This window comes from Streptomyces sp. NPDC020958, assembly GCF_055562175.1.
The window spans coordinates 361,333-387,390 of the sequence record NZ_JBVHFU010000002.1 but is presented as its reverse complement, the minus strand read 5'-3'; the positions used below and the strand labels follow the sequence as shown (position 1 = coordinate 387,390).

At 71.0% G+C, this 26,058-nt stretch carries 25 protein-coding genes and 2 pseudogenes; 13 read left to right on the top strand and 14 right to left on the bottom strand.

Going from position 1 to position 26,058, the window contains the following annotated elements:
- Window positions 1-184 precede the first annotated feature (184 nt).
- A complete protein-coding gene (locus tag ACZ3KP_RS07575) occupies window positions 185-526 on the top strand; it encodes an ATP/GTP-binding protein (RefSeq protein ID WP_467497235.1) in 342 nt (113 codons plus the stop codon).
- 20 nt (window positions 527-546) lie between these two features.
- On the opposite strand, the gene ACZ3KP_RS07570 is transcribed toward ACZ3KP_RS07575, so the two are convergent.
- The 7 genes from ACZ3KP_RS07570 to mce all read right to left on the bottom strand — a co-directional run bounded on the left by ACZ3KP_RS07570 (window position 547) and on the right by mce (window position 10,462).
- On the bottom strand, window positions 547-1,431 hold the full coding sequence (locus ACZ3KP_RS07570) for an ABC transporter permease (RefSeq protein ID WP_467497233.1): 885 nt from the start codon (window positions 1,429-1,431) through the stop codon (window positions 547-549).
- Window positions 1,428-2,684 carry an ABC transporter ATP-binding protein gene (locus ACZ3KP_RS07565; RefSeq protein WP_467497231.1) on the bottom strand — a complete coding sequence of 419 codons (1,257 nt, stop codon included), beginning with the start codon at window positions 2,682-2,684 and terminating at the stop codon, window positions 1,428-1,430. The genes ACZ3KP_RS07570 and ACZ3KP_RS07565 overlap by 4 nt, the downstream gene beginning before the upstream one ends.
- Before the next feature lie 119 nt (window positions 2,685-2,803).
- Window positions 2,804-3,580 carry an ABC transporter permease gene (locus ACZ3KP_RS07560; protein WP_467497229.1) on the bottom strand — a complete coding sequence of 259 codons (777 nt, stop codon included), beginning with the start codon at window positions 3,578-3,580 and terminating at the stop codon, window positions 2,804-2,806.
- Between the two features lies 1 nt (window position 3,581).
- Window positions 3,582-4,538 carry an ATP-binding cassette domain-containing protein gene (locus ACZ3KP_RS07555; protein WP_467497227.1) on the bottom strand — a complete coding sequence of 319 codons (957 nt, stop codon included), beginning with the start codon at window positions 4,536-4,538 and terminating at the stop codon, window positions 3,582-3,584.
- A 281-nt stretch (window positions 4,539-4,819) separates the two neighbouring features.
- Complete coding sequence (locus ACZ3KP_RS07550) at window positions 4,820-5,755, bottom strand: coiled-coil domain-containing protein (RefSeq protein ID WP_132888928.1); 936 nt, start codon at window positions 5,753-5,755, stop codon at window positions 4,820-4,822.
- Between the two features lie 195 nt (window positions 5,756-5,950).
- Window positions 5,951-9,799: a polarized growth protein Scy gene (scy, locus tag ACZ3KP_RS07545; protein ID WP_467497225.1), complete on the bottom strand. Its 3,849-nt coding sequence runs from the start codon at window positions 9,797-9,799 to the stop codon at window positions 5,951-5,953.
- A 222-nt stretch (window positions 9,800-10,021) separates the two neighbouring features.
- Window positions 10,022-10,462 carry a methylmalonyl-CoA epimerase gene (gene mce, locus ACZ3KP_RS07540; RefSeq protein ID WP_132888930.1) on the bottom strand — a complete coding sequence of 147 codons (441 nt, stop codon included), beginning with the start codon at window positions 10,460-10,462 and terminating at the stop codon, window positions 10,022-10,024.
- Window positions 10,463-10,611: 149 nt separating this feature from the next.
- Here mce and ACZ3KP_RS07535 point away from each other — a divergent pair, with 149 nt between their 5' ends.
- Together ACZ3KP_RS07535 and meaB are read left to right on the top strand one after the other, a co-directional pair.
- Entirely contained in the window at window positions 10,612-11,820 is a 1,209-nt protein-coding gene (locus ACZ3KP_RS07535) for an acetyl-CoA C-acetyltransferase (RefSeq protein WP_467497222.1), read from the top strand.
- A 28-nt stretch (window positions 11,821-11,848) separates the two neighbouring features.
- Window positions 11,849-12,805 (top strand): methylmalonyl Co-A mutase-associated GTPase MeaB, encoded by a 957-nt coding sequence (gene meaB, locus ACZ3KP_RS07530; protein WP_360524074.1) that lies wholly within the window; start codon window positions 11,849-11,851, stop codon window positions 12,803-12,805.
- Between the two features lie 78 nt (window positions 12,806-12,883).
- Here the strand turns inward: meaB and ACZ3KP_RS07525 are convergent, their stop codons facing one another.
- The 5 genes from ACZ3KP_RS07525 to ACZ3KP_RS07505 all read right to left on the bottom strand — a co-directional run bounded on the left by ACZ3KP_RS07525 (window position 12,884) and on the right by ACZ3KP_RS07505 (window position 15,934).
- The gene (locus ACZ3KP_RS07525; protein WP_358985269.1) at window positions 12,884-13,360 is read right to left on the bottom strand and encodes a MarR family winged helix-turn-helix transcriptional regulator; all 477 of its coding nucleotides are present in this window, start codon (window positions 13,358-13,360) and stop codon (window positions 12,884-12,886) included.
- A gap of 92 nt (window positions 13,361-13,452) precedes the next feature.
- Window positions 13,453-14,250 (bottom strand): AIM24 family protein, encoded by a 798-nt coding sequence (locus ACZ3KP_RS07520; protein WP_467497219.1) that lies wholly within the window; start codon window positions 14,248-14,250, stop codon window positions 13,453-13,455.
- Window positions 14,247-14,897 carry an AIM24 family protein gene (locus tag ACZ3KP_RS07515; RefSeq protein WP_360567336.1) on the bottom strand — a complete coding sequence of 217 codons (651 nt, stop codon included), beginning with the start codon at window positions 14,895-14,897 and terminating at the stop codon, window positions 14,247-14,249. Before ACZ3KP_RS07515 ends, ACZ3KP_RS07520 begins: the two co-directional genes overlap by 4 nt.
- Before the next feature lies 1 nt (window position 14,898).
- Entirely contained in the window at window positions 14,899-15,531 is a 633-nt protein-coding gene (locus ACZ3KP_RS07510; RefSeq protein ID WP_358985359.1) for an AIM24 family protein, read from the bottom strand.
- A gap of 76 nt (window positions 15,532-15,607) precedes the next feature.
- A complete protein-coding gene (locus ACZ3KP_RS07505; protein WP_467498059.1) occupies window positions 15,608-15,934 on the bottom strand; it encodes a DUF6191 domain-containing protein in 327 nt (108 codons plus the stop codon).
- A 134-nt stretch (window positions 15,935-16,068) separates the two neighbouring features.
- Here ACZ3KP_RS07505 and ACZ3KP_RS07500 point away from each other — a divergent pair, with 134 nt between their 5' ends.
- Together ACZ3KP_RS07500 and ACZ3KP_RS07495 are read left to right on the top strand one after the other, a co-directional pair.
- Window positions 16,069-16,413 (top strand): DUF3817 domain-containing protein, encoded by a 345-nt coding sequence (locus ACZ3KP_RS07500; protein WP_360524086.1) that lies wholly within the window; start codon window positions 16,069-16,071, stop codon window positions 16,411-16,413.
- Complete coding sequence (locus tag ACZ3KP_RS07495; protein WP_358985281.1) at window positions 16,410-16,703, top strand: MTH1187 family thiamine-binding protein; 294 nt, start codon at window positions 16,410-16,412, stop codon at window positions 16,701-16,703. Before ACZ3KP_RS07500 ends, ACZ3KP_RS07495 begins: the two co-directional genes overlap by 4 nt.
- Before the next feature lie 46 nt (window positions 16,704-16,749).
- Here the strand turns inward: ACZ3KP_RS07495 and ACZ3KP_RS07490 are convergent.
- Window positions 16,750-17,319 (bottom strand): annotated as a pseudogene (locus ACZ3KP_RS07490) (ArsR/SmtB family transcription factor); the annotation flags it as partial.
- A 22-nt stretch (window positions 17,320-17,341) separates the two neighbouring features.
- Here ACZ3KP_RS07490 and ACZ3KP_RS07485 point away from each other — a divergent pair.
- From ACZ3KP_RS07485 to ACZ3KP_RS07470, 4 genes and pseudogenes are all read left to right on the top strand, one after another.
- Window positions 17,342-17,901, top strand: a pseudogene (locus ACZ3KP_RS07485) (MFS transporter); the annotation flags it as partial.
- Between the two features lie 10 nt (window positions 17,902-17,911).
- Window positions 17,912-18,421 (top strand): MarR family winged helix-turn-helix transcriptional regulator, encoded by a 510-nt coding sequence (locus tag ACZ3KP_RS07480; RefSeq protein ID WP_132888941.1) that lies wholly within the window; start codon window positions 17,912-17,914, stop codon window positions 18,419-18,421.
- Between the two features lie 66 nt (window positions 18,422-18,487).
- Window positions 18,488-18,826 (top strand): DUF3817 domain-containing protein, encoded by a 339-nt coding sequence (locus tag ACZ3KP_RS07475; RefSeq protein ID WP_358985293.1) that lies wholly within the window; start codon window positions 18,488-18,490, stop codon window positions 18,824-18,826.
- An 83-nt stretch (window positions 18,827-18,909) separates the two neighbouring features.
- Window positions 18,910-20,610, top strand: a complete 1,701-nt coding sequence (locus ACZ3KP_RS07470) for an acyl-CoA mutase large subunit family protein (protein ID WP_467497214.1) — start codon at window positions 18,910-18,912, stop codon at window positions 20,608-20,610.
- Window positions 20,611-20,680: 70 nt separating this feature from the next.
- Here ACZ3KP_RS07470 and ACZ3KP_RS07465 read toward each other — a convergent pair whose 3' ends face one another.
- On the bottom strand, window positions 20,681-21,313 hold the full coding sequence (locus ACZ3KP_RS07465; RefSeq protein WP_358985299.1) for a TetR/AcrR family transcriptional regulator: 633 nt from the start codon (window positions 21,311-21,313) through the stop codon (window positions 20,681-20,683).
- Window positions 21,314-21,498: 185 nt separating this feature from the next.
- On the opposite strand from ACZ3KP_RS07465, the gene ACZ3KP_RS07460 reads away from it, so the two are divergent.
- The 4 genes from ACZ3KP_RS07460 to ACZ3KP_RS07445 all read left to right on the top strand — a co-directional run bounded on the left by ACZ3KP_RS07460 (window position 21,499) and on the right by ACZ3KP_RS07445 (window position 25,828).
- Window positions 21,499-22,470: a tetratricopeptide repeat protein gene (locus tag ACZ3KP_RS07460; protein WP_132888945.1), complete on the top strand. Its 972-nt coding sequence runs from the start codon at window positions 21,499-21,501 to the stop codon at window positions 22,468-22,470.
- Between the two features lie 635 nt (window positions 22,471-23,105).
- Complete coding sequence (locus ACZ3KP_RS07455; protein WP_467497211.1) at window positions 23,106-23,753, top strand: DUF6230 family protein; 648 nt, start codon at window positions 23,106-23,108, stop codon at window positions 23,751-23,753.
- A 148-nt stretch (window positions 23,754-23,901) separates the two neighbouring features.
- Window positions 23,902-24,453, top strand: a complete 552-nt coding sequence (locus ACZ3KP_RS07450; RefSeq protein WP_467497209.1) for a DUF6114 domain-containing protein — start codon at window positions 23,902-23,904, stop codon at window positions 24,451-24,453.
- Window positions 24,443-25,828, top strand: a complete 1,386-nt coding sequence (locus ACZ3KP_RS07445) for a hypothetical protein (RefSeq protein ID WP_467497207.1) — start codon at window positions 24,443-24,445, stop codon at window positions 25,826-25,828. Before ACZ3KP_RS07450 ends, ACZ3KP_RS07445 begins: the two co-directional genes overlap by 11 nt.
- Window positions 25,829-26,058: the final 230 nt, after the last annotated feature.

Genomic DNA, 26,058 nt, shown 5'->3' with positions numbered 1-26,058 from the left:
CCACCGGGCATAACCGTCCGACACGTGCCGAGGACACGGTCTGGCGGAAAGATTTCCGGATTGTCGGGAGAATCGGTCGCCCTGAAGGGGGACTTGTGCGGGTTGGCGCCCTACGCGTACCCCTGTGCGTGCGTCGTAGGCTGGACACAGCCCGTGCTTCCTGTATAGCCCCGAGAGGTGTCCTGTGTCCCCGCGTCGCAACCGACCCAAGGGCCCGAACGCAGCGGCCTCGTCCGGCCGGAGCGCCGAGGACGACCGCGCGGACCGCTACGGCGGCTGGCAGTCCACGGAGAGCTGGCAGGGCGAGGAGTGGAGCGTACGGCATGTGGCGGGCGCCAGCGCGGTCGGCAAGACGTACCGCTGTCCGGGCTGCGACCAGGTGATTTCCTCCGGGGTGCCGCACGTGGTGGCCTGGCCGGAGCACTCGGGCGTCGACGAGCGCCGGCACTGGCACAAGGCCTGCTGGAACGCGAAGGACCGCCGCACCACCCGGGTGCAGCGGTCCCGCAACGCGCCGAAGTTCTGAAGCCTGTCGCCGAAGTCCCGTTACACGTCCCGCTTCTCGAGCAGCAGGCAGGCGCCGCCGAAGGCCACGGCGGTCACCACCAGCATGATCCACAGCGGGTCCCAGCCCGACGGGCCGTCCTGGCCGAGCGAGTTGGAGTAGAAGACGCTCAGCTGGTTCGGGATCGAGTACTCGAACAGGGCCGTACGCACCTTCTCCAGCGACTGCGAGAACATGAACAGCGCGATCACCAGCGGGGCGAGCAGCACGCCGATCATGATCGTGATGGCCCCCGCGGAGTGCCGGATGATCGAGCCGACGAGCAGGGAGACCAGGCCCAGCAGCGCCATGTAGAAGCTGACACCCACGGTCGCCTTCAGCCAGTCCGTGTTCGTCGGGGTCCGCGCGCCGGTGTCGCTCAGCATCGAGGCCTGGGCCATGGCGACGAACGCGCTGGCCGCGAGCGTGACCACGAAGGCGACCGCGAAGAAGACGATCGCCTTCGCGGCGAGCACCCGGATCCGCGACGGACAGGCGACCGTCGTCGTACGGATCATGCCGGTGCCGTACTCGGAGGCGGTGGTCAGCACGCCCAGCGTCATGATGCACATGCTGCCGATCAGCAGTCCGAAGAAGCCGAGCGACAGCGGGTTCTCCCCGCTCATGTCGGAGGACGACGAGGCATTGCTGACCACGGCGCCGGCCAGCAGGCCGATGCCGACCACCAGGACCACGAAGACACCCAGCGTCCAGATCGTCGAACGCACCGACCTGATCTTCGTCCACTCGGAACCGATCGCGTGCCCGAGGTGGGTGCGCACCACCGGGATCGGCGAGGTGTAGCCGGGCTGCGGGCCGCCGGGTGCCGCCTGCCACTCGGGCGCGGCCGGGACCGTCTGCGGCGTCGCGGGCTGGTGGGTGCTCATCGGGCGTCCTCGGGCTTGGTCAGGTCGGCGGGGGCGGAGGAGGGAGCGGGCGCGGCCGGGGGAGCGGGTGCCGGGGCGGCCGGCGACGCGGGTGCCGGGACCGGCCCGGGTGCGGGGGCCGCGTAGGGGTTCTGGGTGCCGTAGGGGCCCTGGAGGACCTCGGGGGCGCCGTACGGACCCGCGGGTGCCGCCGGGGCGCCGTACGCGCCGGGGAAGGGCCGGCCGCCCTGCTGGGGCGGCGGCGGGGCGTACCAGCCCGGCTGCCCCTGCCCGGGCACCGGCATCGGCGGCTGCGCGCCCGGCGGCAGCGGCGGCTGGAAGCCCGCCAGCTCGTCGGTGGTGGACCGGTAGTCGACGGCACCCTGCGTCATCCGCATGTACGCCTCCTCCAGGGAGGCCTGGTGCGGGGACAGCTCCCACAGCCGTACGTCCGCCCCGTGCGCGAGGTCGGCGATGCGCGGCAGCGGCAGGCCGGTCACCCGCAGCGCGCCGTCCTGCTCGGGCAGCACGTGGCCGCCGGCCTCGGTCAGTGCCGAGGTGAGCTTCTCGCGCAGCTGCGGCTCGGTGTCCGGGGTGCGGACCCTCGCGAAGTCGGCGGAGTTGGCGGAGATGAAGTCGGTCACACTCATGTCCGCGAGCAGCTGGCCGCGCCCGATGACGATGAGGTGGTCTGCGGTCAGCGCCATCTCGCTCATCAGGTGGGAGGAGACGAAGACCGTACGGCCCTCGGCCGCCAGGGACTTCATCAGGTTGCGCACCCACAGGATGCCCTCGGGGTCGAGGCCGTTGACCGGCTCGTCGAAGAGCAGCACCTGGGGGTCGCCGAGCAGCGCGGCGGCGATGCCCAGGCGCTGGCCCATGCCCAGCGAGAAACCCTTGGAACGCTTGCCGGCCACGTCCTGCAGGCCCACCACGCCGAGCACCTCGTCCACCCGGCGGGCCGGGATCGCGGACAGCTGGGCCAGCGAGAGCAGGTGGTTGCGGGCGGACCGGCCGCCGTGCACGGCCTTGGCGTCGAGCAGCGCGCCGACCTGACGGGCGGCGCTCGGCAGTTTGCGGTACGGGTAGCCGCCGATGGTGACCGAGCCGGCGGTCGGGTTGTCCAGACCCAGGATCATCCGCATGGTCGTCGACTTGCCCGAGCCGTTGGGCCCGAGGAAGCCGGTGACGGCCCCGGGCCGTACCTGGAAGGAAAGGTTGTACACGGCGGTCTTGTCGCCGTATCGCTTGGTCAGGCCGACAGCCTCGATCATGCTCCGCACCCATCGGAAGGTCAGGACAGCAGGGCACACGCCCCCGTAAGGGTTAGGAGGATATCGGGGCGTTGACGGTTCCCACCAAGATCTGGCAAAGCCGGACGGTCACCGGACGGTCACTGGGCATCGCGCTTCCTCAGCAGGAGGTACCCGCCGGCCAGTGCGGCGGCCACCCACAGCGCCATGATCCCGAGCCCGCCCCAGGGGCCGTAGGGGACGTCGTCGCCGACCCTCGGCACCACCTGCATGACGTGGCTGCCGGCCTGGTCCGGCAGGAACCGGCCGATCTTCTTGGTGGCGTCGACGTTGCCGAGGATGTTGGAGATCAGGAAGAAGAACGGCATCAGGATGCCCAGCGACAGCATCGGCGAGCGCAGCATCGTGGCCATGCCCATGGAGAACACCGCGATGAGCGTCATGTAGAGCCCGCCGCCGACGACGGCGCGCAGCACCCCCGGGTCACCGAGGTACGCCCGGTGCGAGCCGAGCACCGCCTGCCCGAGGAAGAACGCGGCGAAGCTGGTCACCGTGCCGACCGCCAGCACCAGGGCCGCCGCCACCCCGATCTTGCTGAACAGGAAGATGCCGCGGCGCGGCACGGCGGCCAGCGAGGTGCGGATCATGCCGGTGCTGTACTCGTTGGACACCACCAGCACGCCGAAGACGATCATCGCGAGCTGGCCGAGGGTCATCCCCGCGAAGCTGATGTTCGTCGGGTCGAAGGAGAGCCGCTCACGCGCGGGCATGCTGCCGAACTGACTGTTCGCCAGCGCGGAGAGCAGGGTCCCGAGCGCCACCGTGACCACGAGGGCCAGGGACAGCGTCCACACCGTGGACGCGACCGACCGGATCTTGGTCCACTCGGACCGCACGACCTGGCTCACGACCGCCATCTCACGCCCCCCTGTCCCAGCCGGCACCCCAGCCCCGCGGCGCCGGGGGCGAGTCGGCGTGCGCGTGGTACTCCACGGTCTCCGCGGTCAGTCGCATGAACGCCTCCTCCAGCGAGGCCTGCTGAACACTCAGCTCGTGCAGGACGATCCCGTGCTGTGCGGCCAGTTCCCCGATCGGTTCGGCCTTCCCGCCCTCGGCCTCCAGCGCTCCGGTGCCCGTCTGCACGACGGTGATCCCCGCCTGGTGCAGCACGTCGAGCAGCCGCTCGCGCTGCGGGGAGCGGACCCGGACGTACGACCGTGAGTTGGCCCGGATGAAATCCGCCATGGAGGTGTCGGCGAGCAGCCTGCCCTGCCCGATGACGACGAGGTGCTCGGCGGTCAGCGCCATCTCGCTCATCAGGTGGGAGGAGACGAACACGGTCCGTCCCTGGGCGGCCAGCGATTTCATCAGGGTCCGGATCCAGTGGATCCCCTCCGGGTCGAGGCCGTTCACCGGCTCGTCGAACATCAGGATCCGGGGGTCCCCGAGCAGTGCCGCGGCGATCCCGAGCCGCTGCCCCATCCCGAGCGAGAACCCCTTGGCCTTCTTCCTCGCCACGGCCGTGAGCCCCACGGTGTCCAGCACCTCGGCGACGCGCGTCTTCGGGATGCCGTTGCTCTGCGCGAGGCACAGCAGGTGGTGGTAGGCGCTCCGGCCGCCGTGCACACCCTTGGCGTCGAGCAGCGCCCCCAGGTACGTCAGCGGGTCCTTGAGCTCCTCGTACCGTCTGCCGTCGATCCGCACCCGGCCGGACGTGGGGTGGTCGAGTCCGAGGATCATCCGCATGGTGGTGGACTTCCCGGCGCCGTTCGGTCCGAGGAAGCCGGTCACTATGCCGGGCCGCACGGTGCAGGTGAGGTCGTCGACCGCCGTCTTGTCACCGTAGCGCTTGGTCAGGCCCACCAGCTCGATCATGCGGTCACGCTATGACCGGGGTGCGGGGGCTGCCACTTGGAGGGCTCCCTGAGGGTGTGCGGGTGGAAATCGGGGGAGTGGCGCCGCGGGGGCGGGCAGCGTGGTCGGGTGCGGGTTGTGGGTGGTTGCTCGCGCAGTTCCCCGCGCCCCTGAAGGGGCGCCAGGTGGACGCCCCTTCAGGGGCGCGGGGACCTGCGCGACCAGCCCCCACCGGGCCTGCGGATCTCACGACGGAGGCCCGCACCCCCGGAGGGAATGCGGGCCTTCGTTGTCGCTGGGGATTACCGGGACTGCTGGGCCGGAACCCCGCGGGAGATCGGCTCGTCCTCGGTCGGCGAGCCGGCCGCGGCCACCGCGGCGCCCGTCAGCGTGGCCAGCATCTCGCGGACGTTGGTCAGCTGGGCGTTGATGCTGTCGCGACGGTTCGTCAGCGCGGCGAGCTCGCGCTCCGATTCCGAACGGATGCGGTCGGCCTTGGCGTTCGCGTCCGCGACGATGTCCTCGGCCTGACGCTGCGCCGTCTCGACGGTCTGGCGCGCCCGGCGCTCGGCGTCCGTGCGCAGCTTCTCGGCCTCCAGGCGGAGCTGCTCCGCGCGGTGCTCGATCTCGGCGAGGCGCTTCTCGGCCTTCTGCTGACGGGACGCCAGGTCACGCTCGGACTGCTCACGGCGCTTCGCGAGGTTCGTCTCGAAGTCGGCGGCGGCCTGCGCGGCCTTCGCGCGGGTCTCCTCGAAGAGGGCGTCCGCCTCCTCGCGCTTGGACTGCGCGTCCTTCTGGGCCTCGGCACGCAGCTGCGACGCGTCGCTCTTGGCCTTCTCGACGATCCGGACGCCCTCGTCCTCGGCCTTGGACTTGCGCTCCGCAGCGAACGATTCTGCGTCGTTGCGCACCTGCTGGGCCGCCGACTCGGCGAGCTCACGGTGCTGCTCGGCGGCCCGTCGGGCCTCCTCGCGCAGGTCCTTCGCCTCCTCCTCGGCGAGGCGGAGGATCTTCTCGACACGCGCGCCGAGACCCGCGTACGACGGCTCGGCGTCGGTCACGGCGGCCTGGGCGTTCTGCGTCTCGAGGTGGAGCTCCTCGATGCGCTTTTCCAGAGCGGTGATGCGGGCGAGAGCGCTGTCACGGTCGGAGACGAGCTTGGAGATCCGTTCGTCCACCTGAGCGCGGTCGTACCCACGCCGCACAAGCTCGAAGCCGTAGGGGGAAGTGTCGCTCATGGGTTTCCTGTCGAGTGAGACCGGTGAGGTGATAGGTGGAATCCTAGGGGCGAAAGCGGTGTGTCATCGAGCGGATGCGTGTTTGATCTGGAGAATGACACCCCTTTTGGGTGGCTAGCTATGAGATCGCTTGCCAAAGCTTCTGCGGACAAACCGGTCAAATACCACAGAAGACTACAGAATCAACCCTGGTCGCTAGCCATCTGACGACTTGCCACCCGATCGAGGGGCACCCACCGAACTGCCCGCCTTGACTCCGCCCTCCTTGTTGGCCGACGGGGCCTCGAAGGACTCCAACGCCTCCAGGACGTCCTGGACACGGGAGATCTCGCCGTTGATGTTCTCCCGCCGGCGTTCCAGGATCTCCAGCTCGCGCCGGCCCTCCTCGACGGTGCGCCGGGCCTCGCGGATCGCCTCGGCCTTGAGCTCCTCGGCCTCGCGGATCAGCGTGGCCTTCTTCTGCTCGGCCTCCTTGAGCAGCCCCTCGGCCTTCTTGACGGCGGCGATCCGGACCTTGCCCGCCTCGGAGTTGGCCTCCGAGACCAGGTCCTTGGCCTTGGCCTGGGCCTTGGCGAGCTGCTCCTCGGCGGCCTTGATGAGCGCGTCGCAGCGGTCGCCGGTCGACTTCATGGTCTCGGCGGCCTCCCGGCGGGCCCGCTCGTGCAGCTCCTCGATCTCGTTCGTGATGCGCTCGCGCAGCTCCTCGGCCCGCTCCCTTATGGCGGTGGCGTCCCGGCGGGCGCCGACGAGCAGCTCGTCCGCGTCCGTGCGGGCCCGCTCGACCCGCGTGTTGCCCTCGACCGTGGCCTCGGACACCAGCCGGTCGGCCTCCTTGCGGGCCGCGCCCACCATCGTGTCGGCCTGCGCCTCGGCGTCCGCGGTGGTCTTGAGCGCCTGCGCCTGCGCCTCGGTGAGCAGCTTGTCGGCCTCGGCGGTCGTCTCGTTGATGAGCGTGTCGACCTGCTCGGCCACGTCCTGGCGCCGCTTGTTGGCCTCCTTGCGGGCCTCGTCGAGCGTCCGGTCGGCCTCCTCGCGGGCGGCGTTGACCATGCGCTCGGCCTCCGCCTCCGCCTCCGCCTTGAGCCGTTCGGCGTCGCTGCGGGTGCGGTCGGCGTGCAGCTGGGCCGAGCCGACCGTCTCCGCGGCCTCGGCGCGCAGCCGCTCCGCGTCCCCGGTGGCGTCCGCGATGAGCTTCTCCGCCTTCGCGATGGCGTCCGCGCGGACGCGGTCGGCCTCCGCGATGGTCTCGTTCTGGAGGAGCTCGGCCTCGTTACGGGCCTCCGTGATGAGGGTGTCGGCCTGGGTCGCCGCGTCCGACCGGATCCGGTTGGCGTCCTCGCGGGCCTCCGCCCGGGTGCGGCCGGCGTCCTGGTCGGCCTGGGCGATGGTGTCGGAGGCCTCCGTGCGCACCCGCTGGGCGTGCGCGGACGCCTCCGAACGCAGCCGCTCCGACTCCGCCATGGCGTCCGCGACCGTGCGCTCGGCGAGCGCCTTCGCGGCTTCCGACGCCTCGTTGGCCTCGCGCCGGATCCGGGTCGCGTCCTCGCTGGCCCGCTCCCGCTCGGCATAGGCGTCGGCGCGGACCCGGTCCGCCTCCTCCTCGGCCTCCCGCCGGGTGCGGTCTGCGGCGTGCTCGGCGGCCGAGCGCAGCCCGGTGATCTCCTCCTGCGCCTGCTCGTGCAGCCCGGCGACCGAGTCCCGTACCTGTTGGGCGTGGAGTTCGGCGGCCGACACCATCTCGGTGGCCCGCCGGTCCGCCTCCTCGACCAGCCGTACCGCCTCGGCCTGCGCCTCCTCGACCCGCTTGCGGGCGGAGGCGAGCAGGTCCTCGCTCTGCTCGCGGGCCCGCTCCCGCTCCTGGTCGGCCTCCTGGCGGGCGGCACCGAGCAGGTCCTCGGCCTCGCGGCGGCGCCGGGCGGCCTCCTCCTGGGCAGCGGCCAGCGTCTCGGACGCCTCGGTGGACAGCCGCTCGGCGGCCGCCTGCGCCTCGGCGCGGACCCGGTCGGCGGTGTCCTGGGCCTCCTGCTTGAGCCGCTCCGCCTCGGCCGCGGCCTCGGACCGCAGCCGTACGGCGACGTTCTCGCCCTCCGCGCGGGACGCGGAGGCGTCCGCGGCGGCCTCGTCGCGCAGCCGCTCGGCCTCGGTCTCGGCCTGCTGCTGGAGGGTACGGATGCGCTCGGCGGCCTCGGAACGCAGCCGCTCCGTCTCCTCGGCGGCCTCCCGGCGGATCCGGCCGGCCTCCTCGCGGGCGTCGGTCAGCGACTGCTCGGCGCTCGCCAGCCGGTCCTCGGCCTCGCCGTGCAGCCGGGCCAGCTCCGCGGCGGCCTCCGCGCGCCGGGCCGCCACGCCCCGCTCGGTCTCCTCGCGCAGCTCGGCCGCCGCCCGTTCGGCGTCCGCCTTGAGCGCCTCGGACTGCTCCTCGGCCTCGGCGCGGAGCCGGTCGGCCTCCTGCCGGGTCCGCTCCAGGGTCTCCTCGGCCTGCCGGCGCAGCGCGGTGGCGCGCTCGATGGCCTCGGTGCGGACCTTCTCGCTGTCGGCGGTCGCGGCCCCCCGCAGCTCGTCGGCGTCCGCCTTGGCCTTGGCGAGCAGCTCCTCGGCGGACTTGGCCGCCTCCTCGATCTGCTGCACGGCCTCGCGCCGGGCCTCGGCGCGGATCGACTCGCCCTCGGCGACCGCGTCGGCGCGCAGCTGCTCGGCCTCGCCGCGCAGCCGGCGGGCCTCCTCCTGCAGCTCGACCGTCTTGGCGCGGTACTCCTTGGTGTCGTCCTTCGCCGTGCCCTTGAGCTGCTCGGCGATGTCGTGGGCCTCGGCACGCAGCCGGTCGGCCTCGGTCTCCGCCTCGGTGCGGATCCGCTCGGCCTCCTCGGCGGCGGCCCTGGTGGTCCGCTTGGCCTCCTCGGCCGCCTTGTTCAGGACGTCCTCGGCGGTCTTGGCGGCCTTGGACAGCTGGGAGGCGCTCTCCTCGGCGGTGAGGGTGCGGGCCTTCTCGGAGGCCTCCGCGATGATCTTCTCGGCCTCGGCCTTGGCGTCCGTGACGATCTGCTCGGCGTCCGCCCTGGTGACCTCGGCGTCCTTGGTGGCCTCGGTGACCAGCCGGGCGACCTGCTCCTTCGCCGTCCGGGTGCGCTGCTCGTTGGTGGCCTCCGCGCTCGCCAGCGCCTTGGCGGCGGTCGCCTCGGCCTCCGCGACCAGCTTCTCGGCCTCCGACTGCGCCTTGCGCAGCGCCTCCTCGGCCTCGGCCATCCGCTGCTCGGCGGCCCGGCTCAGCTCCCCGGCCTGCCGACGGGCCGCGTCCGACTCCGCCGCGGTGGAGTCGCGCAGCTGCTCCGCGTGGTCGGTGGCCTCCTGGGCCTGGGTGGAGGCGGCGTTGAGCAGCCGCTCGGCGTCCCGGCGGGCCCGCAGCAGGATCTGCTCGGCCTCCGCGCGCGCCGCCTCGGTGTCGCTGGTCAGCCGCTGCCGGGCCTCGTTCGTCAGGCGCTCGGCCTCGGCGCGGGCCGCCGCCATGGCCTGCTCGGCCTCGGCGCGCGACTCGTCGAGCAGCCGGCGGGCCTGCGACTCGGTGCGCGCCCGCAGCTGCTCGGCCCACGCCACGTTCTCGTTGACGTGCGACTCGACGGTCTGCCGGCGCTCCGCCAGCTCCTGGTCCAGCTGCTGGCGGCGGGTCACCGCCTCCTGGTGCAGCTCGGACTGGAGCCGCGCGGCCTGCTCGGCGTGCTCCTGGAGGATCCGCTGGGTCTGCGCCCGCGCCTCCGCGGCCACCCGCTCCGCCTCCTGGCGGATCTGGTCGGCCTGCATCTGGGCGTTGCGGAGCATCTGTTCGGCCTGGTAGCCGATGTCACCGCCGTCGAACGCGGGCCGGGACATGATGGTGCGCCGCGCCTCGTGCAGCTTGGCGCGCAGCACCTCGACCTGGTAGCCGAGGTCCTCGGCATGCTGGATCGCCTTTTCCCGCTCGGTCTTCAGCCGCTTCATCTCGGCTTCGAAACGAGTGAGGTGGTCGACGTCAGCCGCCGGCTCTCGCTCCTGGCTCTCGTAGCCCCGCACTGCGCGGTCCCATCCGTCCCCTGGTCGCAACCTTCTCCGTACGAGCCCCGTCCATCCGCCGAACGGGGCCCCCGGGGAATGGTGTCAGATCAACGGCGGAGCACGGGCTGCTGCCCCGACGCTCGTCCCCCGAAACCCGGACCCCGGCATGCGGCCGCCCCGGCCCTGCGAACCTGCGAAGGGGCGACCGCCCCCAACCCTACCGGCCCATATGTACGAGGGTCAGTGCTCAGGTGACTCAACAGCCGCCGAAGTGACCAGTTCTGTCAGTACTCCGTGGCAATCCTTCGGATGCAGGAAGGTGATCCGCGACCCCATGGAGCCGCGCCGTGGCTCGTCGTACAGAACGCGTACGCCCTTGGAACGGATGTCCGCGGCGTCGGTGTCGACGTCCGCCGTACCGAAGGCGATGTGGTGGACGCCCTCGCCGTTCTTCGCGAGCCACTTCCCGACCGCCGAGTCCTCCCGGGTCGGCTCCAGGAGCTGCAGGTAGGAGGCGCCTCCGTCGGACGTCTCGTTGATCTTGAGCATGGCCTCCCGCACGCCCTGCTCCTCGTTGACCTCGGTGTGGAACACCTCGAAGCCGTACGTGGCCCGGTAGAACTCGACGGTCGCGTCGAGGTCGTGGCAGGCGATCCCGATGTGGTCGATTCGCGTCAGCATGGATTCAGTGCAGCGCCACGGCGATGGTTACGCAACGTGCCAGCGATCACACTGACGGCCCGATGACGGCACGGAGTGCCACGCAATACATTCGAAGTAAACCCTCGTTCACTCCTCGGCAGTGCAGCCGGTAAGGGGAATCACCGCTCATGACTTCTGAAACTCCCGGCAGGCCCACCTCGGTGATCGTCGCGGGCGCCCGGACGCCCATGGGACGACTGCTCGGCTCGCTGAAGTCCTTCTCCGGAGCCGACCTCGGCGGCTTCGCGATCAAGGCCGCCCTCGACCGTGCGGGGATCGGGGGCGACCAGGTGCAGTACGTGATCATGGGCCAGGTGCTCCAGGCGGGTGCCGGCCAGATCCCCGCCCGGCAGGCCGCCGTGAAGGCCGGCATCCCGATGAACGTCCCGGCGCTCACCATCAACAAGGTGTGCCTCTCCGGCCTCGACGCCATCGCCCTCGCCGACCAGCTCATCCGCGCGGGTGAGTTCGACATCGTGGTCGCGGGCGGCCAGGAGTCCATGACCAACGCCCCGCACCTGCTCCCGAAGTCCCGCGAGGGCTTCAAGTACGGCGCCATCGAGATGCTCGACGCGATGGCCTACGACGGCCTCACGGACGCCTTCGAGAACATCGCCATGGGTGAGTCCACGGAGAAGCACAACACGCGCCTCGGCATCGGGCGCCCCGAGCAGGACGAGATCGCCGCCCTGTCCCACCAGCGGGCCGCCGCCGCGCAGAAGAACGGCATCTTCGAGGCGGAGATCACCCCGGTGGAGATCCCGCAGCGCAAGGGCGAGCCGGTCGTCTTCAGCAAGGACGAGGGCATCCGCGGCGACACCACCGTCGAGTCGCTGGGCAAGCTCCGTCCGGCCTTCACCCGCGACGGCACCATCACCGCCGGTTCCTCCTCGCAGATCTCCGACGGTGCTGCGGCCGTGGTCGTGATGAGCAAGGCCAAGGCCGAGGAGCTGGGCCTGCAGTGGCTCGCCGAGATCGGCGCCCACGGCAACGTGGCCGGACCGGACAACTCGCTGCAGTCCCAGCCGTCCAACGCCATCGCCCACGCCCTGAAGAAGGAGGGGCTGGGCGTCGGCGACCTGGACCTCATCGAGATCAACGAGGCCTTCGCCGCGGTCGCCGTGCAGTCAATGAAGGACCTCGGCGTGTCCACGGAAAGGGTGAACGTCAACGGTGGCGCCATCGCCCTGGGCCACCCCATCGGCATGTCCGGCGCGCGGCTCGTGCTGCACCTGGCCCTGGAGCTCAAGCGCCGGGGCGGCGGGGTCGGCGCGGCGGCGCTGTGTGGTGGCGGCGGACAGGGTGACGCGCTGATCGTGCGGGTACCGAAGGCCTGAGTACGTTTCTTCAGCGAACGGAGCTGTGATGCAGGACGTCGCCACCCTGGTGGCCCAGGCCAGGGAGGGCCGACCGCGTGCGGTGGCCCGGCTGATCTCACTGGTGGAGGGGGCGTCACCGCAGCTCAGGGAGGTCATGGCGGCGCTCGCGCCGCTGACGGGCAACGCGTATGTGGTGGGCCTGACCGGTTCGCCCGGTGTCGGCAAGTCGACCTCCACCTCGGCACTGGTCAGTGCCTATCGCAAACAGGGGAAGCGGGTCGGTGTCCTGGCCGTCGACCCGTCCTCGCCCTTCTCGGGCGGCGCCCTCCTCGGTGACCGCGTCCGGATGTCCGACCACGCCTCGGACCCGGGCGTCTACATCCGCTCGATGGCCACCCGGGGCCACCTCGGCGGCCTCGCCTGGGCGGCCCCGCAGGCCATCCGGGTGCTGGACGCGGCGGGCTGCGACGTGATCCTGGTGGAGACGGTGGGCGTCGGCCAGTCGGAGGTCGAGATCGCCTCCCAGGCCGACACCTCGGTCGTCCTGCTGGCCCCCGGCATGGGCGACGGCATCCAGGCGGCCAAGGCCGGAATCCTGGAGATCGGCGACGTGTACGTCGTCAACAAGGCGGACCGCGACGGCGCGGACGCCACGGCCCGCGAACTGAACCACATGCTGGGCCTCGGCGAGTCCCGCGGTCCCGGCGACTGGCGCCCGAGCGTCGTCAGGACGGTCGCCGCGCGCGCCGAGGGCATCGACGAGCTCGTGGCGGCCCTGGAGAAGCACCGCGCGTGGATGGAGGAGCGGGGCGTCCTGGCGGAACGCCGGCTGGCCCGCGCCTCCCGCGAGGTCGAGACGATCGCGGTGACGGCGCTGCGCGAACGCATCGGCGACCTGCACGGGGACCGTCACCTGGGTGCGCTGGCGGAACGCATCGTGGCCGGCGACCTCGACCCCTACCGCGCGGCGGACGAACTGGTGGCGGGGCTGACCGAGGGCTAGCCGGCCGCCGGGCGGCACCACGGCAAGCGGCGGACGGGAGTCGAACTCCCGTCCGCCGCTTTCAGCTGCCGTTCCCCGTCACGGGCGCCCGCGCTGCCCCCGCAGGTGTTCCGCGATGGGCTTCAGGCCCTTGTCCAGCTCCATCAGTGCCTCCGGCGACAGCAGGTCGATGAAGTGCCGCCGCACGGAGGCGACATGATGTGGCGCCACCTTCTTCATGGTCTCCATGCCGTGCTCGGTGAGGACGGCGTACAGTCCGCGGCGGTCCGACTCGCAGTTCTCCCTGCGGACCAGGTTCGCGTTCTCCATGCGGGTGATCTGGTGCGAGAGCCGGCTCTTGGACTGGAGCGTGGCGGACGCGAGGTCGCTCATGCGCATCCGGTAGTCGTCCGACTCGGACAGGTTCACCAGGATCTCGTAGTCGTTCATCGTCAGGCCGAAGGGCTGCAGATCCTTTTCGAGCTGGTACGTCAACAGCCTGTTGACCTCCAGGTGGGTGCGCCAGGCGCACTGCTCCGCATCGGTCAGCCAGCGCGTGGCCGTCTCGGTCTCCATGAATGAAGTCTACCTAAAATGTTGAAAGGCGAACTAGTGAGGGTGGTGTGACTGTGCGCACGCGTTCGAGGTCACACTCCGCAGACTACCGCTCACAGCCCGAAGCGACGCTGGAGGTCCCCCAGCTGTCCGGGAAGGCGCGGTGTGCCCTGCTGCTGTGGCGGCCCTGTGAAAGGGCCTCCCCCACCGGGTACCCCGGGCTCGTGCGGAACCGCTCCCGTGGCCTGCTCCGCCATCAGGATTTCGGTGGACTGGAGCAGGACCGTGCCGGCCCCCACGAACTCGAACTGGTGCTCCTCCCCGGACGCCCCGCCGAGGCCCGTCATCGCACGTAGACCGCCCATCACGCCGGTCAGGTAGGCGTGGTCGTAGTGGTGGCAGGGGGAGGGGCAGTCGGCCCACCCCACCAGTGCCTGCGGGTCCACCCGGATCGGCGGTTCCATGAACACCACCGGACCGTTGGACGCGGCCACAAACTTTCCGGTTCCGATAAGGGTCAGAAAACCGGGAACGATGGACTGCTTGAGTGCAAGACTTGGCTGAAAAGCGAGCAGATTGCCGGAGCGAATGGTCAGGTTGCCGTCGTCCAGGTCATACGAATTGACGTCGAAGGCCCGGTCGGCGAGGAGCATCCGGCCCGAGCCCTCCGCCACCACCCAGTCGCTCGCGTGCAGAGGCGAATGGAAGGAAGAGCGGACCAGACGGTCGAGACGGCCGTGTCCCACGCCGTTGAAGTCGATCGAGCCGTAGTAGGCGATCATCTTCCCCTTCTGCAGGAACCACTGGCTCCCCTTGAGCTCCACGCAGAAGGTGTACTTGTTGACGTTGTCGTCGACGGGCAGCGTCAGGGGGTCGTGCACGACCGGTCCGGCGGCACCGTATGCGCTCACAGTTTCTCCTCCGAGGCCTGCACGTAGACCGTCCCGTTGCCGCTGAGCTCCAGTTGGAACGCCTCGCCGGAGCCGCGGCCCACCATGTCCCGCCAGCCGAGCGCCGTCGACAGCTTGTTGCGGACGTCGCCGTGGTGGGCGACGTACGCCTGGGGATCGACGTGGACCGGGCGCTGCGGGGTGACCGGGATCTCGAAGACCCCGCCGTGGGCCATCACGGCCACCGCGCCGTGGCCCTTCAGGGTGGTGGTGAACAGGCCCTGACCTGTGACCTGGCCGCGCACCATGCCCATCACCCCGCCCTGCGAGCCCATGAACATCGTGCCCTGCTGGAGCGTCCCCTCGAAGGCCAGCAGCCGGTCCGCCTCGACGTAGAGCGTGTCGCCGGTGAGGGTGATGACCTGGACGTGATGGCCGCCGTGCCCGAAGAAGACCGTGCCGCTGCCCTCGACCGTCATGAGCGGGGTCGCCTCGCCCGCGACCCGGCGGCCGAGCATCGACATCACCCCGCCCTGGCCGCCCTGGATGTTGGGGGTGAAGGACACGTCGCCCTTGTACGCGAGCATCGCCCCGCGCTGACTGAACAGCCGCTGCCCGGGGACGACGGTCGCCTCGACCATCTTGGAGTTCACCTCGCGCAGGGCCATCTCAGACGTCCCCCGCGATCGTGTTCCGCTCGCTCGGCTGTACGTACACCAGGCCGTCCCCCTCGAACCGGATCTGGAAGGCCTCGCCGCCGCCCTCCCCGAGGAAGGTGCGGAACGTCACACCCGACTGGAAGGACTGGCGGAGGTTGCCCTGGTGGGCGATGTACGCGCCCGGGTCGACGGTCAGCGGGTACTGCGCGCTCACCCGGAGCACCACCGCCGGGCCGTCCGACATGATGGCGGCCTGGCCGTGGCCCTCGACCGTCGTCGTGAACAGGCCGTTGCCCTGGGAGGCGCCGCGCAGGCCGGTGAACGTCGTGCCGGTGCGCAGGCCGGCATCGGTCGCCAGCAGGTTGCTGGACTCGACGTACAGCTTGTCGCCCTGGAGGCCGACCAGGTTGATCTCGGACGCCCGGTCCGCGAACCAGCACGTCCCGTGCCCCTTCACCTCCATCACCGTCATCTGCTCGCCGGTGAGCCGCCGGGTCACCATCCCCCGCAGCCCCTCACCACCGCCCGTCATCTTCTTGAACGTCATCTGCCCGTCGTACGCCACCATCGAGCCGTTCTTCGCCTTCACGGCGTCCCCGGTCATCTCGACGGCGAGCACCTTGCTGCCCTGGAGTCGGAACATCGCCACGCAGCGAAGGTAGCCGCAGCCCGACGCCGACGACAGATCCCTCGGGTGGACATCACCCCGGATCCGCCCCCTAGGGGGCCGGCCGTCGCTCCCCGGGCAGTCGGACGACCGCCGTGCCGGCCGCCAGGTCGACGGCGGACCTCGGGGGCGCGCCGTCCTCCTCGTCGTCGCGCAGCACCAGCGGGCCCTGCCGCTCCTTGAGCTCGTGCTGCTTGCCCGGCGAGAGCGCCGCGTGCAGCTGCCCGAAGCCGGTCGCGGAGATCTGGCCCTGCCGTGCCGCGTTCCGCCAGGGCAGCATCCCGGCCCGCCCGGCCCGCAGCAGCAACCGGTCCGCGAAGGCCAGGACCGTGAGCACCACCACCAGCCCCGGCAAGGTCATGAAGAAGACGAACCGCATCGCCCGGCACCCCTCCGTGTCGGGATCCACCTGCCCACCCCCGCGCCGGGTCCGCGAGGCTCCTTTGCCACAATGGAGGGACGTTTGTGCTCGCGTTCACAAAGAGTGGACGTCTCTCCCACCGAAGGTGACCCGTGGACATCAAGACCGCCACCGCCATCCGCCGCCTGCGCCTGGTCTCCGCCCCGGAGGCCGTCTCCTTCCTGATCCTCCTCGTCTGCTCGGTGCTGAAGCGGACCACGGACTTCAACGCGGTGCCCGTGATGGGCGCGGTCCACGGTGTCCTGTTCATCCTGTACGTGGTCTTCTGGGCCGACGCCTGGAACCGCACCAAGTGGTCCGCGAAGACCGCGGCCTTCTACTTCGTCCTCTCCGTGCTGCCGACCGGCGGCTTCTTCGCGGAGCGCAAGCTGCGCCGCGAGGCCGAGGACGCGGTCATCGCCGCCCGCGCGCGCAACGAGGGAGTGGTGAACGCATGATCGTCGCCTTCTCCGTGACGCCGCTGGGCGTCGGCGAGGACGTGGGGGAGTACGTGGCCGACGCCGTCCGGGTCGTACGCGAGTCCGGACTGCCGCACCGCACCGACGCCATGTTCACCTCGATCGAGGGCGAGTGGGACGAGGTGATGGACGTCGTCAGGCGCGCCGTCGCCGCCGTGGAGGCGCGCGCCCCGCGGGTCTCCCTGGTCCTCAAGGCGGACATCCGGCCCGGCGTCACCGACGGGCTCACCAGCAAGGTGGCGACGGTCGAGCGGTACCTCGCCGAATAGCCGACGGCACGCACCGAGCACCCCGGGCCGGGACGGGCCGGGGTGCTCAGCCGTCCCCGGGGGCCGTCGCGCCCGACGCCAGGGCGATGCCCAGCGGGGTCCGCTCGTACAGCACCTGGTGGCCGTAGCGGCGGGAGGTCAGCAGGCCCGCGTCGCGCAGCGCCGTCAGGTGCGCGGAGACCGAGGAGGGGGCCGGCCGGATCCGGTGGGCGAGGGCGGTGGTGCTCGCGGAGTCGGTGAGCGCACCGAGCACGGCGCCGGCCCAGGAGTCGTACCAGCGCGTCCGGTGTGGTGGCCGCGGGCTCCGTCCACAGGCCGCCGATGCCCCGGGCGGGGTAGACCAGCGTCGGGCGCGCGGGCGGGTCGAAGGTGCTGATCAGGTCCGGCCAGGTGAACACGCTCGGCATCAGCACCAGGCCCTGTCCGCCGAGGCGCCGCTCGCACAGGCCTGCCGACCGCACGGTCGGCGTCCCGCTGCGCCATGCGCAGTCGCGGTGGATCTCCGGCAGCAGGCCGCCCAGCCGACCTCGGCGAGCCGCCGGGAGTGGAAGGCGATGTCCGCCTCCAGCAGGGCGCGCAGCCGGGGCCGGTCCGGGGCCACCAGGACCTCCCAGGCCGCCCCTCGCCGCCCCTACGCCGCCGCCCCCTACGCCGCCGCCCTCGGCACCGGCTCCCCGGGGCTCGGGCTGCTGATGTGCGCGCTGCCGGTCGGCACGGTCGCGGGGGAGCTGTACGCGGGGGCCCGGCTCGCCCCGGCCGCCCGGGAGCGGGTCGCCCTCCCGCCGGTCTGCCTCACCCTGCTGCCGTACCTGGGCTACGCGCTGCACCCCTCCCTCGCCGTCTCGTCGCTGCTCCTGGCACTGGCCGGCGCCGGGTCGGCGTACACGCTGGGCCTGGACCGGTGGTTCGTGCGCGCCGTGCCGCAGGAGCTGCGCGGCCGGGCCATGACGGTGCTCGGCGCGGGGCTGGTGACCATCCAGGGCGTGGGGATGACGCCGGCCGGGGTGGCGGCGGAGGCGGTGGGGGTACGGGCCACGTGGCGGGCGTCGGTGCGGTGGGCGCGGTGTGCTGCTGCGCCCTCGCGGCGGCGGCCCGGCGGACGGCGCCCACGGGCTCGTGGCAGGGCCGGGATCTCGCGGTCGTCACCGGGGTGACCGAAAGCCGAGACAGGGCTGACCGCTATATGACCGGCCGGTAGGGTCGGGGGCGTGCCCAAGCCACTCAGTCTTCCCTTCGACCCCATCGCCCGTGCCGACGACCTCTGGAAGCAGCGCTGGGGGAGCGTCCCGTCGATGGCCGCGATCACGTCGATCATGCGGGCCCAGCAGATCCTGCTGGCCGAGGTCGACGCCGTGGTCAAGCCGTACGGGCTGACGTTCGCGCGCTACGAGGCGCTGGTCCTGCTCACCTTCTCCAAGGCCGGCGAACTGCCGATGTCGAAGATCGGTGAGCGTCTGATGGTGCATCCCACCTCGGTGACGAACACGGTCGACCGGCTGGTCAAGTCGGGTCTGGTCGCCCGGCGGCCCAACCCCAACGACGGCCGCGGCACGCTCGCCACGATCACCGAGAAGGGCCGCGAGGTCGTCGAGGCGGCCACCCGCGACCTGATGGCGATGGACTTCGGGCTCGGCGTGTACGACGCCGAGGAGTGCGGCGAGATCTTCGCGATGCTGCGGCCGCTCAGGGTTGCCGCGCACGACTTCGACGAGGACTGAACGCGCCCTGCGCCGAGCGGTGCCCCGGGGCAAGATCTCCCGGAACGGGTGGTTACGCTCGTCCCCATGAAAAAGAGCGTGCTGACCCGCTACCGCGTCCTGGCCTATGTCACCGGTGTGCTGCTGGTGCTGCTGTGCCTGAGCATGATCGCCAAGTACGGGCTGGACATCTCCGGTGCGGCCGACGTCACCCGGGTCGTCGCCATCGCGCACGGCTGGCTCTACGTCGTCTACCTGGTCTTCGCCTTCGACCTTGGCTCCAAGGCGAAGTGGCCGGTCGGCAAGCAGCTGTGGGTGCTGCTGGCGGGCACCATCCCGACGGCCGCCTTCTTCGTGGAGCGCAAGGTCACCCGTGAGCTCGACGCCAAGGTGACCGAGCCCTCGCCGGTCGCGGCCAAGGCCTGAGAGCCGGGACACACCGCCGCACGGACACCCGTGCGGCGGTTCTCCATCGACATTTACTTGGACGTCCTAGTAAATTCGGGGGTATGGACGCTGACGCCATCGAGGAGGGCCGCCGACGCTGGCAGGCCCGCTACGACGCGGCCCGCAAGCGGGACGCCGACTTCACCACGCTCTCCGGTGACCCCGTGGAGCCTGCCTACGGGCCCCGCCCGGGTGACACGTACGAGGGATTCGAGCGGATCGGCTGGCCGGGTGAATACCCCTTCACGCGCGGGCTGTATCCCACCGGCTACCGCGGGCGGACCTGGACCATCCGCCAGTTCGCCGGGTTCGGCAACGCCGAGCAGACCAACGAGCGCTACAAGATGATCCTCGGCAACGGCGGCGGCGGTCTGTCCGTCGCCTTCGACATGCCGACCCTCATGGGACGCGACTCGGACGACCCGCGCTCGCTCGGCGAGGTGGGCCACTGCGGGGTGGCCATCGACTCCGCCGCCGACATGGAGGTCCTCTTCAAGGACATCCCGCTGGGCGACGTGACGACGTCCATGACCATCAGCGGGCCCGCGGTCCCCGTCTTCTGCATGTACCTGGTCGCCGCCGAACGGCAGGGCGTCGACCCGTCGGTCCTCAACGGCACGCTCCAGACCGACATCTTCAAGGAGTACATCGCCCAGAAGGAGTGGCTCTTCCAGCCCGAGCCCCATCTGCGCCTCATCGGCGACCTGATGGAGCACTGCGCGGCCGGCATCCCCGCGTACAAGCCGCTCTCGGTGTCCGGCTACCACATCCGCGAGGCGGGTGCGACGGCCGCGCAGGAGCTGGCCTACACGCTCGCCGACGGCTTCGGCTACGTCGAACTGGGCCTCAGCCGCGGCCTCGACGTCGACGTCTTCGCGCCCGGCCTGTCCTTCTTCTTCGACGCGCACGTCGACTTCTTCGAGGAGATCGCCAAGTTCCGCGCCGCGCGCCGGATCTGGGCCCGGTGGCTGCGGGACGTCTACGGCGCCCGGTCCGAGAAGTCGCAGTGGCTGCGCTTCCACACCCAGACCGCGGGGGTCTCGCTGACCGCCCAGCAGCCGTACAACAACGTGGTGCGTACGGCGGTGGAGGCGCTCGCCGCGGTGCTCGGCGGGACCAACTCGCTGCACACCAACGCCCTCGACGAGACCCTCGCGCTGCCCAGCGAGCAGGCCGCCGAGATCGCCCTGCGCACCCAGCAGGTGCTCATGGAGGAGACCGGGGTCGCCAACGTGGCCGACCCGCTGGGCGGTTCCTGGTACGTCGAGCAGCTCACCGACCGGATCGAGGCCGACGCCGAGAAGATCTTCGACCAGATCAAGGAGCGCGGGCTGCGCGCCCACCCGGACGGCCGGCACCCGATCGGGCCGGTCACCTCCGGGATCCTGCGGGGCATCGAGGACGGCTGGTTCACCGGAGAGATCGCCGAGTCGGCCTTCCGTTACCAGCAGGCGCTGGAGAAGGGTGACAAGCGGGTCGTCGGCGTCAACGTGCACACCGGTTCCGTCACCGGGGACCTGGAGATCCTGCGGGTCTCGCACGAGGTGGAGCGGGAGCAGGTGCGGGTGCTGGGCGAGCGGAAGGCCGCGCGGGACGACGGCGCGGTGCGCAGCGCCCTGGACGCCGTCCTGGCCGCCGCCCGCTCCGGCGCCAACATGATCCCCCCGATGCTCGACGCGGTACGCGCGGAGGCGACCCTGGGCGAGATCTGCGGGACGCTGCGCGACGAGTGGGGGGTGTACACGGAGCCGCCGGGTTTCTAGGCGATCGGTGGCGGGCGGCGGCCGCGAGCCGGTACCGGCGTCCCCGCTCGCGGCGGGACCGGCACGGTGGTCACCGTGCGGCGTCCCGTGCCGCGCCCGCCAGGCCCAGCAGCAGGACCCTGGTCAGGCCGCGCACCCATTCCTCGTCCGCCGGTTTGCCGCTCACCAGGGCGCGGTGCACCACCGAACCGGCCACCACGTCGAAGATCAGGTCCGCCGTGCGGGCGGCCGCGTCGGGGTCCGCTTCCGCGGGGAGTTCGCCGCGCCGCTGGGCGCGCTCCCGGCCCTCCAGGACCAGCCGTTTCTGGCGGTCCACGATCGAGGTGCGGATGCGTTCCCGCAGTGCCTCGTCCCGGGTCGACTCGGCCACCGCCGCCATCAGCCCGCTCTTCGCCTCCGGGCGGTCCAGGATGGCCGCGAACTGGAGCACCACGCCCTCGATGTCCTCCGCGAGGCTGCCGCGGTCGGGCAGTTCGAGTTCGTCGAAGAGCTCCGCCACCGCGTCCACGACCAGCTCGTTCTTGCCCGCCCAGCGACGGTAGAGCGTGGTCTTCGCGACCCCGGCCCGGGTCGCCACGTCCCCCAGGGTGAGCTTGGAACAGCCCAGTTCCACCAGTGCCTGCCGCGTCGCCGCCAGGATGGCCGCGTCCGCGGCGGCGCTGCGCGGGCGGCCGGTACGGCTGGCGGGGGTGCGACTGTGCATCCCACGACCATAACCGGCGGTTCGGGTGGGGTCGTGAGGGAGATCACCGGGAATCGGTGTCGCGCGAGGGTCCGATGGCATTACGCTACGGGTCGTAGCGAAAGCGGTGCCCGCCTGGAGCGTGCCGCGGGCCCGGCTTTCACGACGCTTTTCACACACACGCGGGAACGGGGGAGGATAGACGCATGCAGCCACGGAACATGTCCATGAGCGGCGTCGTCGACCTCGCCGCGGTGAAGGCGGCCCAGGAGGCCAAGGCCAAGGCCGAGCAGACGCGCGCCGAAGCGGCCCGGCAGGGTGGTACCGGTGCCGTCGCCCCGGCCGACCTGGTCATCGACGTCGACGAAGCAGGCTTCGAGCGCGATGTCCTCCAGCGGTCCGCCGAAGTCCCCGTCGTCATCGACTTCTGGGCCGAGTGGTGTCAGCCCTGCAAGCAGCTGAGCCCGGTCCTGGAGCGCCTCGCCGTCGAGTACAACGGCCGCTTCCTGCTGGCCAAGATCGACGTCGACGCCAACCAGATGCTGATGCAGCAGTTCGGGATCCAGGGCATCCCTGCCGTCTTCGCGGTCGTCGCCGGGCAGGCGCTGCCGCTCTTCCAGGGAGCGGCGGGCGAGGAGCAGATCCGGGGCACCCTCGACCAGTTGATCCAGGTCGCCGAGCAGCGGTTCGGGCTCACCGGACTCGTCGTCGACGCCGACGCGCAGCCGGGCGCCCAGCCGCCGGCCGCGGCGCCGGCCGGGCCGTACGACGCGCTCCTCGAAGCCGCCGTGCAGGCGCTGGACGCCGGTGACTTCGGCGGTGCGGTCCGGGCGTACCAGAACGTGCTGAGCGACGACCCGGCCAACAGCGAGGCCAAGCTGGGGCTCGCGCAGGCCGAGTTGCTCCAGCGGGTGCAGGGGATGGACCCCCAGCAGGTGCGCAGGGACGCGGCCGAGAAGCCGGCCGACGCCGCGGCGCAGATCGCGGCCGCCGACCTGGACCTGGTGGGCGGGCACGTGGAGGACGCCTTCGGGCGGCTGATCGAGACCGTGCAGCGGACCGCGGGGGACGACCGGGACGCCGTACGGCGGCGGCTGCTGGAACTCTTCGAGGTGGTCGGCACCGACGACCCGCGCGTCGTGGGCGCGCGCCGGGCCTTGGCGCGGGCGCTGTTCTGAACCGGGTTCTGACCAGTCGCTAAACGTCACGCCTTGTGATGCCCGAGTGAAAGATTGGCCGAGAAGGGGTCACAGCGGCTGCTCTTTACCAAATCTTGGTAATCGCAGCCGCTGTTACTCGCAGTAAAACAAGGGCGTTGGCCTGTCTGGTTCCGTCCATGTATCAACAATTTTGTTCCGCCCCCCGACGACACCCAGCGTCGCGCTCCGAGACCGGCGGGTCGTCCATCGGTTATCGCGCCGTTACTACCGAGTAACGAAGCCCCTTGTGCGGGCGCCGAGAATGCACCACGATCGGCGACGCTCGGTCCATTCCCGTACCCCGACAGCCGGTCGGGCCCACGGGTTCATCTGGGTCCCCACCGAGCAGAGTCGGCGGCAGTGACGCCGGCTCTTGGGCAGGGGGGTCTTCGCCTTCTGGGTGAAGCCTGTCCGGCAGGGTTGTGCGTGATGCGTGTCAGGCGCGACCAGTGGTTGTCGCTCGGGGGTGATCGCCGGTGATCGAGGTGCGGTTCGCGCCTCCGAGCGCGGGCGCTCCCCTTCCGAGGACGTAGCACTTCTCCCATCCCTGCCCGGCTGAGCCGCCGTCGGTGGCGATTCCGGGCCAGGAGATGTACGTCCGAGAAGGAGGAAATATGGAGTCCCAGGTGCGTGGCGGGACCAGATGGAAGCGGTTCGCTGTGGTCATGGTGCCCAGCGTCGCCGCCACGGCGTGTATAGGTGTCGCCCTCGCGCAGGGCGCTCTGGCCGCGTCGTTCAGTGTGTCGGGCCAGCAGTTCAAGGTCGCGGCCGACTCGCTCGAGGGCGACGGCTTCGAGCAGTACGGTGCGGTCGACATGGGGAGCACCGTCTCCAAGGAGAATGTTCACCCGGTGGCGGTCTCGGCGTTCAACACCGCGACCATCACCAACCTGTGCCAGTCCGTGGTCACGCCCAAGGTGCCGTTCTTCGGGAACGTCAGCCTGATCCTGCGGGCGGGCACCGACCCGAACCACCCGGTCCAGGCCAGCAAGCTGTACATCGACCTCGACGACCTGCAGACCGAAAACGCGACGTTCAAGAACATCAACATTGGTGTCGCTGCGGGAAGCATGACCAAGGGTCCGGGTATCAACCAGGACGAGGTCAAGGCCGGCAAGGCGAACCCGAACGGGTTCGGGCAGGAAGCGGACCACGCTTCGCTGACGAAGGTGCGGCAGACGGCGTGGGCCACCACCGCCGCGACCTTCCAGCTGAGCGGTCTGCACATGTCGATCTCGACGACGGGTGAGGAGTGCTACTAAGCACTCCGTGACGGGCGGGGGAGCCGACGGCGCTCCCGCCCGGCCCCTTCCGCCCACTCTTCGTAGGCGATACACGCGGTACCACGCACCACCGCCGCACCACACAGCACCACCACCACAGCAACGCCGCACCAGGGAGCTGTTTTCCATGAGCGCCGAGACCCCTGCCGCCACACCCGGCCAGTTCACCCGCCGGAGGCTGCAGTTCCGCGCCTGGCGGGGCACGCGGCCGTTCTGGGCCGGTCTGTACATCCTGCTCGCCGGTTTCCCGATCATGTACTTCCCGTACGCGCACCTTCAGCTCGGCAGCCTGACGGTCGCGATGGCGACCACCGCGGGCGCCGGGTCCCTGATCATCGGCGTGCTGCTCGTCGTCCTGGGCATCAGCCTCTGGTTCCAGAAGCACATCCGCACGTTCGCGGGGGTCGCCGCGATCCTGCTGGCGCTGGTGTCCCTTCCGGTGTCCAACTTCGGCGGCTTCATCATGGGCTTCCTGCTCGCCCTGATCGGCGGAGCGATGGCCGTGGCCTGGTCCCCGGGTGCGCCCCCGAAGCCGCAGCCGGAGGGCGAGATCCCGGCGGCCGGGGACGACGCCCCGCAGGAGGCCGCCTACTACCCGGGCCCGGACGGCGTGGAGTCGAACGACCTGTCAGGAACGAGCCCGGTGAACGGGGCGAACGGGAGGCACAGTGCCGGCTGACGAGGTGACCCACGGGACCGAGGTGGACGAGTCCCGTGTGAGAACCGGGCCGCGCCACGCGGCACCCAAGAGGCCGCTGTTCACCAGGTTCCAGATGCCGGCCGGCAAGGCGATAGCCACCGTGGCGATGCCGACGGCCGTCATCATGGGCATGGGCTTCACCTCGACGCTCGCCATCGCGGACACGAACAACACGTCGTCGGCGGCGTCGAAGAGCCTCGCCGAGGACTACAAGAACTGTGTCTCCGCCCTGGACTCCGCCTCGCCCTCCGCCTCGGCGAGCGCGAGCGGCAAGGCCACGGACTCGGCGACCCCTTCGGCCAGCGCGTCGTCCGGCACCAAGGACTCGACGTCGTCGTCCGGCGCGTCGTCCTCGTCGGATTCAGGTTCCGACGAGGCGGCGAAGCCGACGCCGTCCGCGTCCAAGTCGTCCTCCGCGTCGGACGGTTCGGGCTCGTCCTCGGGTTCGTCCGGCTCCGGGGCGACGGCCACCCCCGCGCCGTCGGCCTCCGCGAGCAGCGGCGGCGGCGGTCTGCTGGGCTCGATCGGGGACGCCATCACCGGCATCCTCGGCGGCGGCAGCACGAGTTCGTCCTCGTCGGACTCCGCGGCCAGCGCCACCCCGTCGCCGTCGGCCTCGGCGTCCGCCGGCTCGTCGTCGTCCAAGTCCTCCGGGTCCTCCTCGTCCTCCTCGTCCTCCTCGTCGAGCAAGGACAGCGGCTCCGACACCGTGTCCAAGACCGTCAAGAAGGTCACGGACACCGTGAAGGACACCACCGGCACGGCCACCAAGGCGGCCGGCGAGGTCACCAAGGACGCCACCAAGGCGGCCGGCGACGCCACCTCCAGTGCCTCGCCGAGCCCGTCCGCGAGTTCCAGTGCGTCGGCGGACGACTGCAAGGCCGCCACCGACGACGTGAGCGGCGTCGACAACAAGGTGGCGGTGGCGGACGACCCCTGGTACCTCAGTGCCAGCTCGCTGACCCTGAAGAGCGCCGACTACCAGGGCATCGTCGAGGTGCGGACGGCGAGCGGCAAGACGAAGAAGGTCCTGAAGTACGTCATCTCGGGCGGTACCGATATCGGTGACCTGCACCAGACGGTCAAGGACAAGAAGATCGACAAGACCTACCACGTCCAGGCGGCCTCCGGTTCGACGTCCACGATCCGCGACGGTGACACGACGATGTACACGGAGTCGATCTCCGGCAACCTCTTCGGCCTGATTCCGATCACGTTCAGCCCGGACAACCCGCCGCCGCTGAACATCCCGCTGATCTACTTCACCAACGTGAAGGTCGTCCAGGCGGGCCAGTTCGGAGGCACCCTGACCGTGCCCGGCATGCACGTGTACACCACCGACGGCACCGGCTGAGCACCACCAGAGACCCGTTCGGGAGCCGCACAACCGGTCGTGGCCCGGCCCGTCCCGCAAGGGGGCCGGGCCACGACCGTGCCGGGGGCGCGGTCACCGCCCGGACGGGCGGGGGAAATCCCTTTACATCTTTCACACCCACCTCATAGGGTCCTCTTGCCGTGAGCATGACCAGCCGCGGCGCGGGGGACACGGGGGAACACGACGCGGGCGCGAGGCCCCGCCGTGCC

Excerpts from the sequence above, each read along its gene's own strand:
- ACZ3KP_RS07570 (WP_467497233.1), bottom strand. The coding sequence starts at position 1,431 with ATGAGCACCCACCAGCCCGCGACGCCGCAGACGGTCCCGGCCGCGCCC.
- ACZ3KP_RS07565 (WP_467497231.1), bottom strand. The coding sequence starts at position 2,684 with ATGATCGAGGCTGTCGGCCTGACCAAGCGATACGGCGACAAGACCGCC.
- ACZ3KP_RS07560 (WP_467497229.1), bottom strand. The coding sequence starts at position 3,580 with ATGGCGGTCGTGAGCCAGGTCGTGCGGTCCGAGTGGACCAAGATCCGG.
- ACZ3KP_RS07555 (WP_467497227.1), bottom strand. The coding sequence starts at position 4,538 with ATGATCGAGCTGGTGGGCCTGACCAAGCGCTACGGTGACAAGACGGCG.
- ACZ3KP_RS07550 (WP_132888928.1), bottom strand. The coding sequence starts at position 5,755 with ATGAGCGACACTTCCCCCTACGGCTTCGAGCTTGTGCGGCGTGGGTAC.
- mce (WP_132888930.1), bottom strand. The coding sequence starts at position 10,462 with ATGCTGACGCGAATCGACCACATCGGGATCGCCTGCCACGACCTCGAC.
- ACZ3KP_RS07535 (WP_467497222.1), top strand. The coding sequence starts at position 10,612 with ATGACTTCTGAAACTCCCGGCAGGCCCACCTCGGTGATCGTCGCGGGC.
- meaB (WP_360524074.1), top strand. The coding sequence starts at position 11,849 with ATGCAGGACGTCGCCACCCTGGTGGCCCAGGCCAGGGAGGGCCGACCG.
- ACZ3KP_RS07525 (WP_358985269.1), bottom strand. The coding sequence starts at position 13,360 with ATGGAGACCGAGACGGCCACGCGCTGGCTGACCGATGCGGAGCAGTGC.
- ACZ3KP_RS07515 (WP_360567336.1), bottom strand. The coding sequence starts at position 14,897 with ATGGCCCTGCGCGAGGTGAACTCCAAGATGGTCGAGGCGACCGTCGTC.
- ACZ3KP_RS07510 (WP_358985359.1), bottom strand. The coding sequence starts at position 15,531 with ATGTTCCGACTCCAGGGCAGCAAGGTGCTCGCCGTCGAGATGACCGGG.
- ACZ3KP_RS07505 (WP_467498059.1), bottom strand. The coding sequence starts at position 15,934 with ATGCGGTTCGTCTTCTTCATGACCTTGCCGGGGCTGGTGGTGGTGCTC.
- ACZ3KP_RS07495 (WP_358985281.1), top strand. The coding sequence starts at position 16,410 with ATGATCGTCGCCTTCTCCGTGACGCCGCTGGGCGTCGGCGAGGACGTG.
- ACZ3KP_RS07475 (WP_358985293.1), top strand. The coding sequence starts at position 18,488 with ATGAAAAAGAGCGTGCTGACCCGCTACCGCGTCCTGGCCTATGTCACC.
- ACZ3KP_RS07470 (WP_467497214.1), top strand. The coding sequence starts at position 18,910 with ATGGACGCTGACGCCATCGAGGAGGGCCGCCGACGCTGGCAGGCCCGC.
- ACZ3KP_RS07465 (WP_358985299.1), bottom strand. The coding sequence starts at position 21,313 with ATGCACAGTCGCACCCCCGCCAGCCGTACCGGCCGCCCGCGCAGCGCC.
- ACZ3KP_RS07460 (WP_132888945.1), top strand. The coding sequence starts at position 21,499 with ATGCAGCCACGGAACATGTCCATGAGCGGCGTCGTCGACCTCGCCGCG.
- ACZ3KP_RS07455 (WP_467497211.1), top strand. The coding sequence starts at position 23,106 with ATGGAGTCCCAGGTGCGTGGCGGGACCAGATGGAAGCGGTTCGCTGTG.
- ACZ3KP_RS07450 (WP_467497209.1), top strand. The coding sequence starts at position 23,902 with ATGAGCGCCGAGACCCCTGCCGCCACACCCGGCCAGTTCACCCGCCGG.